This is a genomic window from Streptococcus saliviloxodontae, assembly GCF_016908655.1.
Classification (GTDB): domain Bacteria; phylum Bacillota; class Bacilli; order Lactobacillales; family Streptococcaceae; genus Streptococcus; species Streptococcus saliviloxodontae.
This window is the reverse complement of the sequence record NZ_JAFBEI010000029.1, coordinates 16,086-32,540: the sequence shown is the minus strand read 5'-3', so window position 1 is coordinate 32,540 and position 16,455 is coordinate 16,086. Positions and strand designations below refer to the sequence as shown.

Sequence of the window (16,455 nt, the reverse complement as noted above, 5' to 3'; positions counted from 1 at the left end):
TTTCATTATAAGTCATGTGGGGCTTTTTTCATACCGCTAAAAAGCCCTACAATATCTGAATGAGATTTACCCACTACAGAAATTATAGAGCCATATAATGAAACAGACAAGAATACAGATAGTTTCAATCCCATTTATGATTAGTCACTAATATCTTCTATGACAACAAAAGTCAACGACATAAAATAAAAAACTTAGTCCTGTATCACACAGGAACTAAGGTTTTTTCCAATTGTTAGTAATTATTTACCAAGTTTTGCTTTAGCAGCATCTGCAAGAGCTGTAAAAGCTGCTGCATCATTAACTGCTAAGTCAGCAAGCATTTTACGGTTAACTTCGATTTCAGCAAGTTTCAAACCATGCATCAATTGTGAGTATGACAAACCGTTCAAACGTGCAGCTGCATTGATACGAGTAATCCAAAGTTTACGGAAATCACGTTTTTTCTGACGACGGTCACGGTATGCATAGTAGTAAGAGTTCATTACTTGTTCTTTTGCAGTACGGAACAAGATGTGTTTTGCACCATAGTAACCTTTAGCAAGTTTCAATACACGTTTACGACGTTTGCGTGATACAACGCCACCTTTAACACGAGCCATTTATATTTTCCTCCGAATAATTCTTAATCTGTTTGTGTAATGTTTACTGGAATACCTTATTATTTAAGGCGAGTAAGCATTGATTTAATACGTTTGAAGTCTCCTGAATGCACCATTGATGCTTTACGAAGGTGACGACGTTGTTTTTTAGTTTTACCGTGGAAACGGTGAGATGTGAAGGCACGGAAGCGTTTCAATCCACCTGAACCTGTACGTTTGAAACGTTTAGCTGATGCGCGGTGTGTTTTTTGTTTTGGCATTTTAAAAATTCTCCTCTTAAAATAGTTCTTGTGACAATTTATTTTTTGTCAGAAATTGGTGCAAGTTGCATAAACATCTGGCGTCCATCCATCTTAGCACGTTGCTCAATAATCGCAATATCTTGCGTTGCTTCAGCAAACTCGGCCAATACCTTTGCTCCAATTTCTTTGTGAGTAATCATACGACCTTTAAATCGGATAGAAACTTTAACTTTGTTTCCTTTTTCAAGGAACTTACGACCGTTACGAAGTTTTGTTTCAAAGTCACCCTTATCAATAACAGGACTAAGACGAACTTCCTTAACTGTCACAACGCTTTGTTTTTTACGTTGTTCTTTTTGTTTCTTTTGATACTCAAACTTGAACTTACCATAGTCCATAATTTTAGCAACGGGTGGCGTAGCTTGTGGCTGGATTAAAACTAAGTCAACATTAGCATCATCAGCAATCGCTTGTGCTTCTGACAAAGGTTTGATTCCCAATTGTTCACCTTCAAGACCAACTAGACGAACTTCGCGAACACGAATCTCGTCGTTGATGAATAGATCTTTCTTAGCTATGATCTTCACCTCTTCATTTTTTTAGAGAAAACCAAAAGCGGACCTGATAAACCAAGCCCGCACATATTATATCCCAAAAGGATTTGACATGTAGGGCCAGACAACCTAAGTCGCAAGGCGAGAAGTTCTCACTTCTACTTTTCTCATTGTTATTAGTATAACATTGAGATTAACCTTTGTCAATAATTTTTTGCGCTTTTTCTTGAATAAAGTCTACGACACCTTGGATATCTACACCTGTCGTATCAAAGGTGATGGCATCATCTGCTGCTTTAAGCGGAGAAACCTTGCGATGACTATCCTTGTAGTCGCGGTCTGCGATTTCTTTTTTTAAGGTTTCGAAATCCGTTTGGATACCTTTTTCTTGATTTTCCTTGAAACGTCGCTCTGCTCTTTCTTCCACAGAAGCAATCAAGAAGATTTTTAACTCTGCCTGTGGCAAGACCACTGTTCCAATATCACGCCCATCCATGATGATAGCGCCAGTCTCAGCAATACGGCGTTGCTGTGCCACCAGTTCCTCACGAACTTCTGGAATAGCCGCAACCCAAGATACATTGTTGGTCACTTGATTGTCACGGATAGGAGCGGTAATATCACGATCACCAACATAGACCAATTGGCTTCCATCAGATGCTTTAGCAAATGAAATTGGATGTTGTGCTAACTGTTCTAAAATAGCTGGCACATCTTTTTCTGTTAAATTATTTTGAAGAGCTAGATAAGTCGCCGAACGATACATGGCACCAGTATCAAGATAAGTATAGCCAAGATTTTTAGCAATAATCTTGGCTACTGTACTTTTTCCACTTGAGGCTGGACCATCAATTGCAATTGTAATTTTTTTCATGATGTCCTCTTTTAATCTCTAATCGCCTTAGTCGATATAGACTTGGTCACCTGGATTAGCATACCAGTATCCCATCGTCATATGGCTTGGGTTCAATGATTCAAGTTTATCAACAGATATACCTGCACGCGCAGCAATTGAGGCTGCTCCTTCACCTGATAAAACAGTTATAGTCGTACCATTTGAACTGCTTGATGTTTCACTTTCTGAATCACTTGAGCTTTCTGTGGTTTCTGAGCTTGATGACTCTGTCGTAGTTTCAGAATCAGACGTTGTGCTATCCTGACTCACGGTGCTTGATGAATAAAAGCCAGATGTCGCAGTTGTTTCATCACTTCCACCGTTTGACATATACAAGACAAAGAAGAGTACTGTAACCGCAATGATAAAGAAGAGACTCAACAACAATGTTAAAATTGGTGTACTAATCATTGGAATCTTCTTAGAACCGATATTCTTCGCTTTCTCAACAATACCTTGTTCTTTTTCTTTTTTCTCTGGTGTCTTCACCCTAGTTCCCCCTTGTTTCTTTCTCTAAATCGTATTACAATAGACTACATGAAAGTTTCTATTGTTTCTGATAAATGTATCGCTTGTGGTTTGTGTCAAACCTATTCACCTTTTTTTGATTATGATGATAATGGTATTGTCACCTTCTCTCAGACAGACCAATCGGTCTGCGAAACTTCTGATGATGATCTCGATACCTTAACAGCTGTTAAAGCTTGTCCAACTAAGGCTCTTACGATTTTGTAAGAGCTTTTTTGTCCTTTTGATAACTATCAAAATAATCCAGTTTGGTGAAATTATCAAGCAACTCTACCTCACCTCGAAATTCAGGCTGTAAGGCTAAATCATCTAAAAAATATTTTTTAGGCCATTTTCGCATATAAAAGATATGCTGTTTCTCACTTGCCAAAATCAAGGTTAGTGTCGATTTAGTGACTTCTACTTTTTTGATATCACCAATAGCGACTTTAGAAGGTTTAAATGGATTAAGCGATACGATTTTTACATTTCCATCACCTGGTATTAGGAAATAACGATGAAATCCCAGACTGAACAAAACAATAAAGATAGCAAATAAGAAAAATATGCTATTAGGTATCTTAGTTCTCTCATATAAAAGAGAAAGACCTATAAATATTGGCATTATTGTAATTGACCAGTAGATGATAAACCAAGTCAACTCAGGTTGCCAGTGGTATCTGACTTTGCCGAAAATTTTAATCATACTGATTCTCCCATCTTACCCATTCTATCATAATTTAGGGCATTTTCAATAGATTAGCCTAAAAATGAGACAATCCCTATGATAACATCGACTGCTTTTTCCATGGTTTGCAGACTGACGTATTCAAAACGACCGTGCATGTTTTCGCCACCAGCAAAGATATTAGGGGTTGGAATACCCATGAAAGAGATTTTTGAGCCGTCAGTACCGCCACGGATTGGCTCGATAATAGGTTTGATGTCAAGATTTTCCATAACAGCCTTGGCAATTTCAATCGGTGTCATGTCTTTTTCAATGACTTTTTTCATATTGTAATACTGGTCATTGAGTTTGACTTGGACACGGTCTTGACCAAGCTCTTCATTCATCTTGCTAGCGATTGCTAACATCAAGGCTTTGCGATTTTCAAAAGACTCATCTTCAAAATCACGAATGATATAGGCAGCCTCGGCCTGCTCCACTGTCCCTGACAAGTCCATCAAATGGTAAAAACCTTGATAACCGTCGGTCTTTTCCGGACGATCTGACGATGGAAGTTGGTTATGAAAATCCACAGCTAACTGCAAGGCATTGATCATCTGATCCTTAGCAGTTCCAGGGTGGACATTTCGTCCCATGAAGTCAATGTGGGCTGCGGCGGCACTGAAAGTCTCGTACTGCAACTCTCCCAAAGGCCCACCATCAACAGTATAGGCAAAATCAACATCAAAATCGTCAACATCAAATTTGTTGGCACCGATACCGATCTCCTCATCTGGACCAAAACCAACACGAATCTCACAGTGCTTGATTTCTGGGTGTTTGGTCAAATACTCGATAGCTGTCATGATTTCAGCTATACCTGACTTATCATCAGCTCCAAGTAGGGTCGTGCCATCTGTCGTAATCAAGGTTTGTCCTAAATAATTGGTCAAATTCGGAAAATCTTTAGGATCCAACTCAAATCCTGACTGACCAAGTGTGATAGGCTTGCCATCATAATTTTCTATCACTTGAGGTGAGATGCCATCAGCGTTGAAATCCGCTGTATCCATGTGTGAGATAAAACCGATTTTTCGGGTCAAATTCGGATCATTGGCTGGCAAGGTTCCCACAATATAGCCATTTGATGGTAAGTAGTGGATATCTGTTAAACCGACGGCTTCCATTTCTGGTTTTAAGATATTGAGAGCAAAGTCGACTTGACTCTGAGTTGTCGGCGTTGTGGTACTGGTTTCATCACTGCGTGTATTGACTTTGACGTAGGTCAAAAAACGCTCTAGTAGGTTATCATATGTCATTCTTATCTCCTTTAATCCATTTGCTGGCTGAGTTCTTCCCACTCCTCCATTAAGAGCAGTTGGTCTTCTTGGATCGTTTCTAGTTCTTTTTGGAAATCGCTGAGCTGACCGAGATCATTGGTCTCTAGCATAGCAGCATTGATTTCGGTCTCTCGGTTTTCTAAGCTTTCCAATTTCTCCTCAATCTCGCTGATACGGCGAATTAATTTGCGGCGTTCTTTCTGGCTTGCCTTTTGCTGTTCGTAGTCGCTAGCCCCCGCTGAAGTCTCTGCCTGCTGAGTTTCCTCTTTTGGTGCTGTTAGCTGAGCCAACTCTTCCAGCTCTGCCTTTTTGGTCACATAGTAATCATAGTCACCTAGATAGAGGGTCGAGCCTTCTTCTGAGATTTCGAGAACCTTAGTGGCGACACGATTGATAAAGTAACGGTCGTGGCTGACAAAAAGCAACGTGCCGTCAAAATCAATCAAGGCGTTTTCCAAAACTTCCTTGCTGTCAATGTCCAAGTGGTTGGTCGGCTCGTCCAAGATGAGGAAATTGTTATTTTCCATAGACAGTTTGGCTAAGAGGAGGCGAGCTTTTTCACCACCAGATAGCATGCTAACTGTCTTTTTAACGTCGTCTCCTGAGAAGAGAAAGGCGCCTAGACGGTTTCGAATCTCAACTTCTGCTGTGCTTGAAAAATCATTCCAAAGTTCATCCAGTACCGTATTAGTACGCGTCAAATTAGACTGGGTCTGGTCATAATAGCCAGTCTCCACATTGGCTCCGTAAGTCGCCGCTCCCTCAATAAAAGGAATTTTGCCGACAATTGACTTAATGAAGGTTGATTTTCCGATACCATTTGGACCAACAATGGCAATGGCATCTAGCTTTTTAACGTCCAGCGTGATTGGCTTGGCTAAAACATCTCCATCATAACCGATAGCGGCATCCGCCACTGTCAAGACAACATTTCCTGACGGTTTCTCAGCGTGGAAAGTCATGTTGGCAGACTTCTGAGCAGCTGTTGGCTTGTCCAAACGTTCCATCTTCTCTAATTGCTTACGGCGGGCTTGGGCACGTTTGGTCGTTGACGCTCTGACAATGTTACGCTGAACAAACTCTTCTAATTTGGCAATTTCTTTCTGTTGCTTTTCAAAGTTTTTTTCTTCTGTCGCTAATTTCTCAGCTTTCATGTCCATGAACTGAGAGTAATTTCCCACATAGCGGTCTAGCGAATGCGTTGTCAAATCAAGTGTGACCGTCGCTACCTTATCCAAGAAATAACGGTCGTGACTGACGATGATAAGGGCACCTTGGTAATTGATGAGGTAATTTTCCAGCCAAGCAATGGTCTCAATGTCCAGGTGGTTGGTCGGCTCGTCCAAGACCAGAAGTTCTGGCTTTTCCAAGAGCATCTTGGCTAGCGCCAAGCGGGTGTTTTGACCACCCGAAAGGTCTGAAATTGGCATCTCCCACATGGTCTGGTCAAACTTAAAACCGTTGAGAATGTTTTTGATGTCACTCTCGTAGGTAAAACCACCAGCCTGTCTAAAATGCTCTGACAAACGGTCGTAGTCCGTCATTAGCTTATCCAAATCACTGCCAGTCAGCTCTGCCATTTGCAACTCCATGCGACGGAGCTGATTTTCTGTCTTTCTAAGCTCATCAAAGACATGAAGCATCTCATCGTAAATAGTATTGTTAGACTCAAAACGGCTGTCTTGTGCTAGGTAAGACAGTGAGAGGTCACGCTTGAGATTAAGCTCACCGCTAGTCGGTGCCTCTTCGCCAACCAAAATTTTAAGTAAGGTTGACTTCCCTGCACCGTTGCGACCAACAAGAGCAATACGGTCTCTTTCATCAACTTGTAAACTGATATTGTCAAAGAGAACATCTCCTGAAAAAGAGCGTTCTATTTTATTAGCTTGTAAAATAATCATGCTTCTATTTTATCAAAAAAGACACATTTTTTGAATTGAGGAAATAAGAAAAACTAGACTTCGTACGAAATCCAGTTGTCTTTTTAAATCAATTGAGTCAAAATGGTATAATTTTTAATAACCAAATAGAGCCCAATAAGAATGATAAGAATCAATATGATGTTCTTGACGATACCTGTGATGAAGCGAATCACTACGGTTAATACCATAGAAATCACCAACCAGGATACTGCGCCACTTCCAAAATAGGTCTGCAATGAAGATACTGAGTTACCGACCAATAATCGTAACCATTCAGGTATCAATTCTTGAACAACCTGAAGTTGAACACCCAATTTGTTAGCTATCATTAAGCCTGTCGTCTGAAGCCAAGCAAAGATTCCTGTATTAAAGAGGAATAAGAAAGCCTGTTCTGGGTATTTTTTTACAAATTTTCGAATCTGTCGAATCATAATAGTCCTTTTTTCTAGCTTGTATAAAGTTTTTGAACAGTTGTGATATCCGTCGTCTGGATACCGTAGTAAGAACCTGATGATTGCATGACTGACTGCTGGCTATCATCATGGTCTAATCCAATGGCATGTCCCAATTCATGCTCTGCTGTATTCACAATACGCTCATAGGTATAGCCAAAGCTATCTGAGGTTAGGTAATAGGTATTTAGCATTACCTCAACATGGGTGATACGGTTGGTTAACATATCAGTAGTTGTATTAGCTAAACCTGCTGCTTGACTGGCCTTATCTGAGTAGTCCGTAGCAATAATATCTGCTTTGTTTTGGTCTGAGGTCATTGTGAAGGTAAATGCACCTGTACTGTTCCAATTCGAGATGGCTTCCTTATAAGCAGAAATCAACGTTTCATCCTGGGTTGCAATATAAACCGTAGCCGTTTTTTGTGACCATCTCGTTGATCCCATATTAGAATAATGGTCTGTCTTTAAGTTTGAAACGACTTCGGTGACGTCACTAGCAACGTCCTCCATGTCTTCACTGTTGAAATACGTTGATAGATTATTTGAAAAGGTTGAAATCTGGTTAGCCAAGGCAGAATTACTATTTTGGGCGTAAAACAATAAGAGTAACACAACTATGGCAAACAAACTTCCTATTTTGATCAAGCTCCAAATCAGCTGCCAAATGATCTTCACCACCAAACGTGGGATAAAGAAAAGAAAGTTAAACAATAATCTCACTACTAATACTTCCTTCAAAATCTTTTTAGAGATATTTAGTATAGCAACCCCAAAATCAAAATGCAAGCCTTTCTACCACTTGCACCTAAGATGAAAACAGACTGTAATATCTGTCACAAATAATCAATCTTCCTAAGATAAACGTTCTTCTTTAACATAATTAATCGGTAACATTTCCAGAAAAACTTCCACTTGACGTTCCCAATAATACCAATCATGAGTCCCGTGGTCATTACGATAATCAATGTCGAGACCTAGCTCTCTAAATGAAGCTATCGCTTTTTCATTTGCTGGGTAGAGAAAGTCCTCATAACCACACCAAGCATACCATTGCGTTTTACCATCAGCTTTTTTAGCAGCATTAACCAAATTATTTTCACTACCATCAAATGCCTCATCGCTTCCAAACAATCCCGCCCAGTACTTAATATCATTGTCAGTATTGGTTCTTAGAGAAGTGTCCATTGAGAGGGCTCCTGAAAAAGAGCCTGCAAAGGCAAACTGATTGCTAAGCATGGCTAACTTAAAAGCACCGTAGCCTCCCATAGATAGGCCCGCAATAAAGGTCTTTTCACGCTTGGTTGTCATATTAGGAAAGAAGCGTTTCATAACCTTTGGAAGCTCTTGACAGATAGCCGTGTAATAAGGTGCACCGTACTGTGTATCCGTATACCAGGCATTGTCTGAGTTTGGCATGATAATAATCAGATTCGTTTTACGCACCAAACGCTCTAGATTTGTCCGAGAGGTCCAAGAGTTCTGGTTGCCTCCCATACCATGAAGGAGATAGAGTACCGGAATATCTGTATCATCTCTCTCTTCTGGACTGACCTGATCATAATCAGGATAGAGTACCACCACTTGGCGATACTGACCTAGAACCTCTGAACTATACTCAATGTGAAATAAAGCCATTACATTCTCCTTTTCTTATAAAAAAGGCAGGAAAACCTGCCAAATTGTTGTCTATTGTAGTAACGATTATTTTAGAATTCAAACCAAATGTCTAGTAAGCTATTCACGGTAATAATACATTTCATATGTAAAACTCTGAGAATTCTGTGTACCTGCCAAACGAGGCCGTGAGGTGTCGGTGTTATCGCCTACAGGGTTTTGGTCTCCAATAGCAAATAAGACAATCATAGCTCCTGTATAGCCATTAGTAATACCAACATAAGGCATCCCTGTATAACTATTGGTAGAACCACCACTTAAATGTTCATCTAATTGTGAACCATTACTGTGAACCGTACCATCGCTAGAGATAACCATTGTCTGTCCACTGCCGTTCCTCCACGTACCAGCTAAGCTAGAGTAGTTGCCTTGCAAGATAGCATCTATATCAATATCTTGTATGCTAGACGAAGAAGAACTTTCGGTAGCACTCTCTGTTATCTCTTGCAATGCTCCAAGCCATACATAAGCAGTCACACCATTATAAGACACACGACCCCAAGTTTTACTACCGTTATAGCTATCTCCTTGAACCGTTTCTAAGACCTTTAAAGTAGTTCCTGCCGTGACTTGCGTAACTATCGAAGCAGATAGACTAGCAGATACTCGCAAATAGACCACGTCAGCAATCACGCTATAGGTCTTATCTCTTTCTACTTGACTATTATTGCTTTCTCCACTAACTCTACTAGCATCAGTCGCAACACTTGAAGAAGAGCTACTATTAACAGAACTAGAACTAACAGTTGCTTGAGAACTACTCCTATTTAACGATGTGCTGGTACTAGGGACATTGCTATTACTATCATTTTGCTCACTCCTATTCCAAAAAGCAAAGCCAAGATAGCATACAACAACGACCAATAATACTAAACTGCCGATAACAATGTTCTTCCTTTTCATACTCTTTATCCCTAAAACTCAGTTAGCAGTCATTCTTAACGAACTTCCATAACAACTGGCAAAATAGCTGGGCGTCGTTTTGTTTGTTCGAATAGGAACTTGCTGACTTCATCACGCACAGCACCTTTTAGCTCTCCCCAATCAAAGGTATCTTGAGCCAAGTAGTTTTCGACTGTTGTGTTAACCAGGTCAGCTGACTCGCGTAAAATATCTCTACTCTTCTTCACATAAACAAAGCCACGTGTGTTCACTTTAGCCTTAGAGATAATTTTCTTTTCCTTCTTGTTGACTGTAATCGCAACAATGAAAATACCATCCTCTGACAAGACCTTGCGGTCACGCAGAACAATATTTCCGACATCTCCAATAGCATTACCATCAATCATCACATCACCAGCTGACACTGCTCCTTCATGTAAGAATCCTTGGTCGGATAAGTGCATGATGTCACCACGTTTGACAATGTAGATATCTTCTGGGAACTTACCTAGCTCTTCTGCCAATTCGGCATGCGCTTGAAGATCGCGGTACTCCCCTTGAATAGGGAACAAGTACTTGGGTTGAAGAAGATTGATCATCAATTGTAGGTCGCGCCCATTTGCATGACCTGACACACGAAGATTCTGTGTAATAAGTTTTACTGAGCCACCTGCTTTGTAAATCAAGTTTTCAACACGCGCCACCACTGCTTCTTTAGCGATGCTTGGAGTTGTTACGATGAATACCAAATCACCATCTTTAATTTGGACATAACGGTGACGTCCAATCGCCATTTTTTGAAGTCCATTGATAGGCTCTCCCATACGACCTGTTTCAAGCACAAGAAGTTCATGGTCTTCATATTTGGCCATTTCTTTCGGCTTAATAATGATTTTATCGCTATCAAGTGACAGCTTTTTAAGACGAATGGCTGTACGGACAATATTTTCAACATCAAATCCAGTCAAAACAACACGACGGCCATATTTTGCAGCAGCGTCAAACACCTGTTGGATACGGACCAAGTTGGAAGCGACAGCCGCAACGACAACACGTCCTTCTGCGTCAGCGATGACGTTATCAATCTCGAGACCAACTTCTGACTCACTAGCAGTCTGAATGGTACTTGTAGCATTGGCAGAATCAGACAGCAAGGCCAAAACGCCTTCGCGTCCAATCTCTGTCAGGCGGGCAAGGTCTGTTTGGTAGTAAGGGCGAGCAGCTTGGTCAAACTTAAAGTCACCTGTGTAAACAATGTTTCCTTCATCTGTTCCAACAACAATCCCAAGACTCTCTGGAATAGAGTGGGTTGTTTTAAAGAATGAAATGACCGCATCACCAAACTCAATCTCTGTCTCAGCATCAACAACATGGAAATTGTTGTACTTTTTGATATTACCGTTATTTTTAACAAATAATTTGGCCAACTCAATCGTTAACTGAGAACCAAAAACAGGAACCTTCACTTGCTGGATAAGATAAGGCAAGGCTCCGATGGCATCGGCGTGCCCGTGTGTCAAGAAAATCCCTTGCACACGATCTTTATTTTCAATGAGGTAGTCTAGGTTTGGAATGACAACATCAACACCGAGTTGTTCATTTTCAGGATATTTCAAACCAGCATCCAAAACAAAAATCGAATCATTGACTTCTGCCAGATAAAGGTTTTTACCGTTTTCACGGACACCACCAAGGGCTATGATTTTAATATCGCTCATGACGATAATCTCCTTTGATTTTTTTGATAAATAGCAGAGCATCTTAGGCTATCTCTACTTTTTGATTACTCACGGTCCTTGCACGTTAGCAAGTCGAATTACAGCAATCTCATTATACCACATTTTTCTACAAATTTCTAAAGTCCACTAGGTTTAAGAATAAAGCACGTGGGTAACTGGTAAGAACAAACAGTCCTATAAGGAAATAGCAATTACAAAAAAAGACTAGAACAGACGTTCTAACCTTTTTCGTGATTTTCAGTTACCGTTAAAATTAGTCTACTCGAAAATAGAGTAGTAATCCGCGATTGTCATTTCTGCTTTTTCTTTTGCTGCTAAGTCTTGGATCACACGACCATCTTTCATGACAAGAAGACGGTTACCATACTTGAGGGCGTCTTCCATGTGATGGGTGATCATTAGCGCTGTCAAATGATCATCAGATACAAACTGATTTGTCAACTCCATTAGAGCGACACTTGTCTTAGGATCAAGGGCTGCTGTGTGTTCATCCAAAAGAAGTAACTCTGGACGCTTGATAGTTGACATCAAAAGGCTGAGTGCCTGACGCTGTCCACCTGACAAGAGACCTGTCGGCGTATCTAGATGATTTTCAATACCATTTCCAATTTTATTGATTAAGGTTTGGAACTCATCCTTATGGAGGTGGATACGACGAGATACAAAACCTCGTTTTTCACCACGATACTTAGCAATCAAGAGATTTTCAGCAACTGTCATACGAGGCGCTGTTCCCATTTTAGGATCTTGGAAGACACGAGCCAAGTATTTAGCGCGTTTCTCCGCGGGAACATGGGTAACATCTACGCCTGCGACGAAAATCTTTCCGCTCGTTAACATCAAGGTTCCCGCTATAACATTGAAGAGGGTTGACTTCCCTGCACCATTTCCACCAAGAATAGTTAAGAAGTCACCTTCATAGATATCCAAATTAACGTGGTCCAAGATTGTCTTGCTTTCATTGAAGCCGTTATTGACTTGAACCGTTGCTTCTTTTAATTCAACAATTTTTTTCATCGTGTCACCTTAGCTCCTTTGATTATTTTCTCACGCAAAACAGGTGTCATCAAACAGATTGCAAGGACAAGTGCGCTAAACAATTTGAGGTAGTTTGTATTGAATCCAAGAGCGATTACTGCCGTGATTAAAAATTGGTAGAAGATTGAACCCACCACGATGGCAATCAAACGTTCTAACAAAGTCAAATTAGTCGCATAGACCACCTCTCCGATAATGATGCTTGCTAAGCCAATGACAATGACACCAATCCCTTTAGAGACATCAGCATAGCCATCTTGTTGGCTAATCAAAGCCCCAGATAAGGCAATCAAACCATTTGATAAGATTAGTCCCATCACCTCCATGCGATCGGTACTGATACCAAAACTACGAGCCATATCACGGTTATCACCTGTCGCAATGTAAGCCTGGCCAAGACGAGTATTTAAAAAGGCAATCAAGGCAGCGGTAACAAGCGCCACTGCAATCAAACCAACAATCAGCAGATTGTATTTATCGCTAAATGGTAGCAAATCTTGGATTGACTTAATATCCAAAAGACCAAGATTGGCACGCCCCATAATCATCAGCATAATGGAGTTAAGAGAAGTCATCACCAAGATACCAGCCAAGATAGTTGGGATTTTTCCCTTAGTGTAGAGTAGTCCTGTCAGCAATCCTGCTAAACAGCCTGCCAAAACAGCCACAATCGTGGAAGAAATCGGGTCCCAGCCAAGATTGAGGAGGGTCACCGCTACCGCACCACCTAGTGGAAATGAACCTTCAGCTGTCAGATCTGGAAAATCCAAGATACGGAAGGTCAAGTAAATACCGAGTCCAAGGATACCATAAAGTAATCCTTGAGACATTGAAGAAATAATCATCCTAAACGCCTCTTTTCTATTTATCAGCCTTAACAGCTACTGTCGCTGTTTTTAAAACACTCTTTGGAATCGTAATTCCCAGTGTCTTAGCTGCTTTCAAGTTAACAGTTGGGGTACCGTCATCAATAACTTTGACAGGAACATCCGCTACTTTCTTTCCTTTAAGCAGTTCCACAGCAATCTTAGCCGTCTCTGTTCCTAAACCGTATTGACTTTGGGCAACAGAAGCTAGTCCACCTTGTTCAACCATGGTATCAACACTAGTATAAACAGGAATCTTAGCTTCATTAGCCGCTGATACAACTGTTGTAAAAGCACTTGCAATCGTATTATCTTGAGGTGTCCAAATGGCGTCTACCTTACCAACCATGACACTCATCGTTGTCGTGATTTCATTGGTTGATGGCACTGCGTACTCAACTACTGTGAAGCCTTCTTGGCTAGCGTATTTTTTGAACTCCGCAACCTGTGATACTGAGTTGTCTTCGCTACTAGCATAGAGGACTCCAATCGTCTTAACGTTTGGCGTAATGTCACGAATGAGCTCAACAGACTGTTTGATTGGCACCTGGTTAGATACACCCGTCACGTTTTTCTCTGGTTTCTTCAAATTTTTGACTAATTTGGCTCCCACTGGGTCAGAGATAGCTCCCATCACCACAGGAATATCGCTAGTCGCTGATGCTAAACCTTGAGCTGCTGGTGTTGCAATCCCGATAACCACGTCATTCTTGGCGTTAACCAATTGTTTACTCATGGTCTGAATTTTAGATTGATCAGCTTCCGCATTCAAAACAGTCAACTGAATCTTATCTCCAGTATAACCTGCTTCTTTCAGACCATCCTCAATCCCTCTTTCGATTTCATCTAGGGCATCGTGGGTTACAAACTGCAAAATCCCCACCTTAACGGTTTTTCCTTGCGAAGATCCTCCCAAGCCAAAACTATCATAAGCAATAGAACCGACGGTCAACAGAGCTAAAAGGACCAAGGTCCCTATTAAACGTTTATTTTTCATAAGACTCCTCTCTTTTTCTGATGGAATGGCAAACAAAAAGCGCTTAGTCTTTAAACTAGGCGCAACTTCTTTATGACCAACTCCAACTGCGCATAGATACTTGATTTTGTTGTATGACAAAAGTCGTATCTATGACAGTACACAAATACAACCTATCTATCGCCAGTCTCGCCATGATGTCATGAGTTGTCGTGTGTTCATATCAGTCTTCCTTTCTGTTAGTTGATTATATTATACAGTATTTTCTAAAAATTGCAAGCGTTTGTTTCATTCTCTAATCTCTGACTTTTTCTAAGTCCAATAGAAGCCTCTCTTCTGAGAGAAGCTAACTACGTTTTTTCTGAAAAACTGTGGTATAATGAGAGGAAAAATCTAAAGGAGGAAGTCATGTCATTCGACGGTTTTTTTCTACACCATTTGACTCAAGAATTACGTGAACAGGTACTTTTCGGACGTATCCAAAAGGTCAATCAACCCTTTGAACGTGAATTAGTCCTGACTATCCGTAACAATCGCCAAAATTACAAATTACTCTTGTCGGCCCACCCTGTATTCGGTCGTGTTCAAACAACTAGTGCTGACTTTCAAAACCCACAAAACCCTAACACCTATACGATGATTATGCGAAAATACCTTCAAGGTGCTGTCATTGAAGACATCCATCAAGTGGAAAATGATCGCATTCTCGAATTTACGGTTTCTAATAAAAATGAAATCGGAGACGATATTAAGGTTACTTTAGTCGTTGAAATCATGGGTAAACATTCTAATATCATTCTTATTGATAAAAATGAATCCAAGATTATCGAATCCATCAAGCACGTCGGCTTCTCTCAAAACTCATACCGTACTATTCTACCTGGATCAACCTATATCGCACCACCAAAGACTGATGCCAAAAATCCATTTGATATCGCTGATGAAAAGCTCTTTGAAATTTTGCAGACAGAAGATCTACAAGCCCGTAACCTTCAGAAACTCTTTCAAGGTTTAGGTCGTGATACCGCTCAAGAATTGTCTTTGCTACTAGAAACAGATAAACTCAAAAACTTCCGTAACTTCTTCCAAAGACCATTGCAACCAAACATCACTCAAAATAGTTTTTCAGCTGTTACTTTTAGCGATAGCCTTGAGCAGTTTGACAGCTTATCAGAACTCATGGACTATTTCTATCAAGAAAAAGCTGAACGTGACCGTATTGCACAACAAGCGGCTGATCTTATCCACCGTGTTCAAAACGAATTAGAAAAGAATCGGAAAAAACTTGTCAAACAAGAAGCTGAGTTAGCTGCAACTGACAATGCTGAAGATCTCCGTCAAAAAGGTGAACTACTAACCACCTATCTGAGCATGGTTCCAAACAATAAAGATAGTGTCACTCTTGATAACTACTACACTGGAGAAAAGATTGCTATTGCACTCAATGTCGCACTTACACCCAATCAAAATGCGCAACGCTATTTCAAAAAATACCAAAAACTCAAGGAAGCCGTTAAGCACTTGACTGGTCTGATTGAAGAAACCAAGCAAACCATCGATTACTTTGAAAGCGTGGATTACAACCTTACTCAAGCCAATCGAGATGAAATCGGAGAGATTCGTGAGGAACTGGTTCAGGCTGGTTTTATGAAACGTCGTTCTACTGATAAACGTCAAAAGCGTAAAAAACCTGAACAGTACCTTGCTTCTGATGGTGTGACCATAATTATGGTAGGGCGCAATAACTTACAAAATGAAGAATTGACCTTTAAAATGGCTAAAAAAGGTGAGCTTTGGTTCCACGCCAAAGATATTCCCGGCAGTCATGTTTTGATCAAGGATAATCTCAATCCTAGCGATGAGGTCAAGACGGATGCTGCTGAGCTGGCTGCCTACTACTCTAAAGCTCGCTTGTCAAACCTGGTTCAAGTGGACATGATCGAAGCCAAAAAACTCAACAAACCCAGCGGAGCTAAACCTGGCTTTGTAACCTACACAGGTCAAAAAACACTTCGTGTAACACCTACAGAAGAGAAAATCAATCGTATGAAAATCGACTAACATTTCTGCTTTCTAAAAAACGATAACAGCCAATTA

At 40.5% G+C, this 16,455-nt stretch carries 18 protein-coding genes and 1 other annotated feature; of the genes, 2 read left to right on the top strand and 16 right to left on the bottom strand.

The genetic code is table 11. The features are described 5' to 3' along the window. Positions 1–242: 242 nt before the first annotated feature. From rplT to JOC31_RS07225, 5 genes are all read right to left on the bottom strand, one after another. Positions 243–602 (bottom strand): 50S ribosomal protein L20, encoded by a 360-nt coding sequence (gene rplT, locus JOC31_RS07245; RefSeq protein ID WP_002885090.1) that lies wholly within the window; start codon positions 600–602, stop codon positions 243–245. Between the two features lie 59 nt (positions 603–661). Then, positions 662–862: a 50S ribosomal protein L35 gene (rpmI, locus tag JOC31_RS07240; protein WP_205017493.1), complete on the bottom strand. Its 201-nt coding sequence runs from the start codon at positions 860–862 to the stop codon at positions 662–664. Between the two features lie 38 nt (positions 863–900). Further along, positions 901–1,431, bottom strand: a complete 531-nt coding sequence (gene infC / locus JOC31_RS07235) for a translation initiation factor IF-3 (protein WP_050197415.1) — start codon at positions 1,429–1,431, stop codon at positions 901–903. A 14-nt stretch (positions 1,432–1,445) separates the two neighbouring features. After that, positions 1,446–1,568 (bottom strand) — a sequence feature (ribosomal protein L20 leader region). Between the two features lie 23 nt (positions 1,569–1,591). Then, positions 1,592–2,272: a (d)CMP kinase gene (cmk, locus tag JOC31_RS07230; protein WP_205017492.1), complete on the bottom strand. Its 681-nt coding sequence runs from the start codon at positions 2,270–2,272 to the stop codon at positions 1,592–1,594. Positions 2,273–2,299: 27 nt separating this feature from the next. Continuing rightward, positions 2,300–2,746, bottom strand: coding sequence for an SAG1386/EF1546 family surface-associated protein (locus JOC31_RS07225; RefSeq protein WP_338058838.1), 447 nt, complete (start codon positions 2,744–2,746; stop codon positions 2,300–2,302). Between the two features lie 84 nt (positions 2,747–2,830). On the opposite strand from JOC31_RS07225, the gene JOC31_RS07220 reads away from it, so the two are divergent. Then, the gene (locus JOC31_RS07220) at positions 2,831–3,028 is read left to right on the top strand and encodes a ferredoxin (protein ID WP_205017490.1); all 198 of its coding nucleotides are present in this window, start codon (positions 2,831–2,833) and stop codon (positions 3,026–3,028) included. Here the strand turns inward: JOC31_RS07220 and JOC31_RS07215 are convergent. The 11 genes from JOC31_RS07215 to trpX all read right to left on the bottom strand — a co-directional run bounded on the left by JOC31_RS07215 (position 3,015) and on the right by trpX (position 14,379). After that, a complete protein-coding gene (locus JOC31_RS07215) occupies positions 3,015–3,506 on the bottom strand; it encodes an EbsA family protein (protein ID WP_205017489.1) in 492 nt (163 codons plus the stop codon). The two genes, JOC31_RS07220 and JOC31_RS07215, sit on opposite strands and share 14 nt — an antisense overlap. 53 nt (positions 3,507–3,559) lie before the next feature. Then, positions 3,560–4,786, bottom strand: coding sequence for a peptidase T (gene pepT, locus JOC31_RS07210; protein WP_205017488.1), 1,227 nt, complete (start codon positions 4,784–4,786; stop codon positions 3,560–3,562). Between the two features lie 11 nt (positions 4,787–4,797). Beyond that, entirely contained in the window at positions 4,798–6,708 is a 1,911-nt protein-coding gene (locus tag JOC31_RS07205) for an ABC transporter ATP-binding protein (RefSeq protein ID WP_205017487.1), read from the bottom strand. Between the two features lie 83 nt (positions 6,709–6,791). Beyond that, complete coding sequence (locus JOC31_RS07200) at positions 6,792–7,160, bottom strand: hypothetical protein (RefSeq protein ID WP_205017486.1); 369 nt, start codon at positions 7,158–7,160, stop codon at positions 6,792–6,794. A gap of 14 nt (positions 7,161–7,174) precedes the next feature. Then, on the bottom strand, positions 7,175–7,903 hold the full coding sequence (locus JOC31_RS07195) for a matrixin family metalloprotease (RefSeq protein ID WP_205017485.1): 729 nt from the start codon (positions 7,901–7,903) through the stop codon (positions 7,175–7,177). A gap of 132 nt (positions 7,904–8,035) precedes the next feature. Then, positions 8,036–8,818: an alpha/beta hydrolase gene (locus JOC31_RS07190; protein ID WP_205017484.1), complete on the bottom strand. Its 783-nt coding sequence runs from the start codon at positions 8,816–8,818 to the stop codon at positions 8,036–8,038. A 99-nt stretch (positions 8,819–8,917) separates the two neighbouring features. Further along, positions 8,918–9,760: a DUF6287 domain-containing protein gene (locus tag JOC31_RS07185; RefSeq protein WP_205017483.1), complete on the bottom strand. Its 843-nt coding sequence runs from the start codon at positions 9,758–9,760 to the stop codon at positions 8,918–8,920. A gap of 35 nt (positions 9,761–9,795) precedes the next feature. Further along, positions 9,796–11,457: a ribonuclease J gene (locus tag JOC31_RS07180; RefSeq protein WP_205017482.1), complete on the bottom strand. Its 1,662-nt coding sequence runs from the start codon at positions 11,455–11,457 to the stop codon at positions 9,796–9,798. A 279-nt stretch (positions 11,458–11,736) separates the two neighbouring features. After that, entirely contained in the window at positions 11,737–12,495 is a 759-nt protein-coding gene (locus tag JOC31_RS07175; protein ID WP_205017481.1) for an ABC transporter ATP-binding protein, read from the bottom strand. Next, positions 12,492–13,361 (bottom strand): ABC transporter permease, encoded by an 870-nt coding sequence (locus JOC31_RS07170; protein ID WP_205017480.1) that lies wholly within the window; start codon positions 13,359–13,361, stop codon positions 12,492–12,494. The genes JOC31_RS07175 and JOC31_RS07170 overlap by 4 nt, the downstream gene beginning before the upstream one ends. A 16-nt stretch (positions 13,362–13,377) precedes the next feature. Further along, on the bottom strand, positions 13,378–14,379 hold the full coding sequence (gene trpX, locus JOC31_RS07165) for a tryptophan ABC transporter substrate-binding protein (RefSeq protein ID WP_205017479.1): 1,002 nt from the start codon (positions 14,377–14,379) through the stop codon (positions 13,378–13,380). Between the two features lie 387 nt (positions 14,380–14,766). Here trpX and JOC31_RS07160 point away from each other — a divergent pair, with 387 nt between their 5' ends. Next, on the top strand, positions 14,767–16,419 hold the full coding sequence (locus JOC31_RS07160) for an Rqc2 family fibronectin-binding protein (protein WP_205017478.1): 1,653 nt from the start codon (positions 14,767–14,769) through the stop codon (positions 16,417–16,419). Positions 16,420–16,455 lie beyond the last annotated feature (36 nt).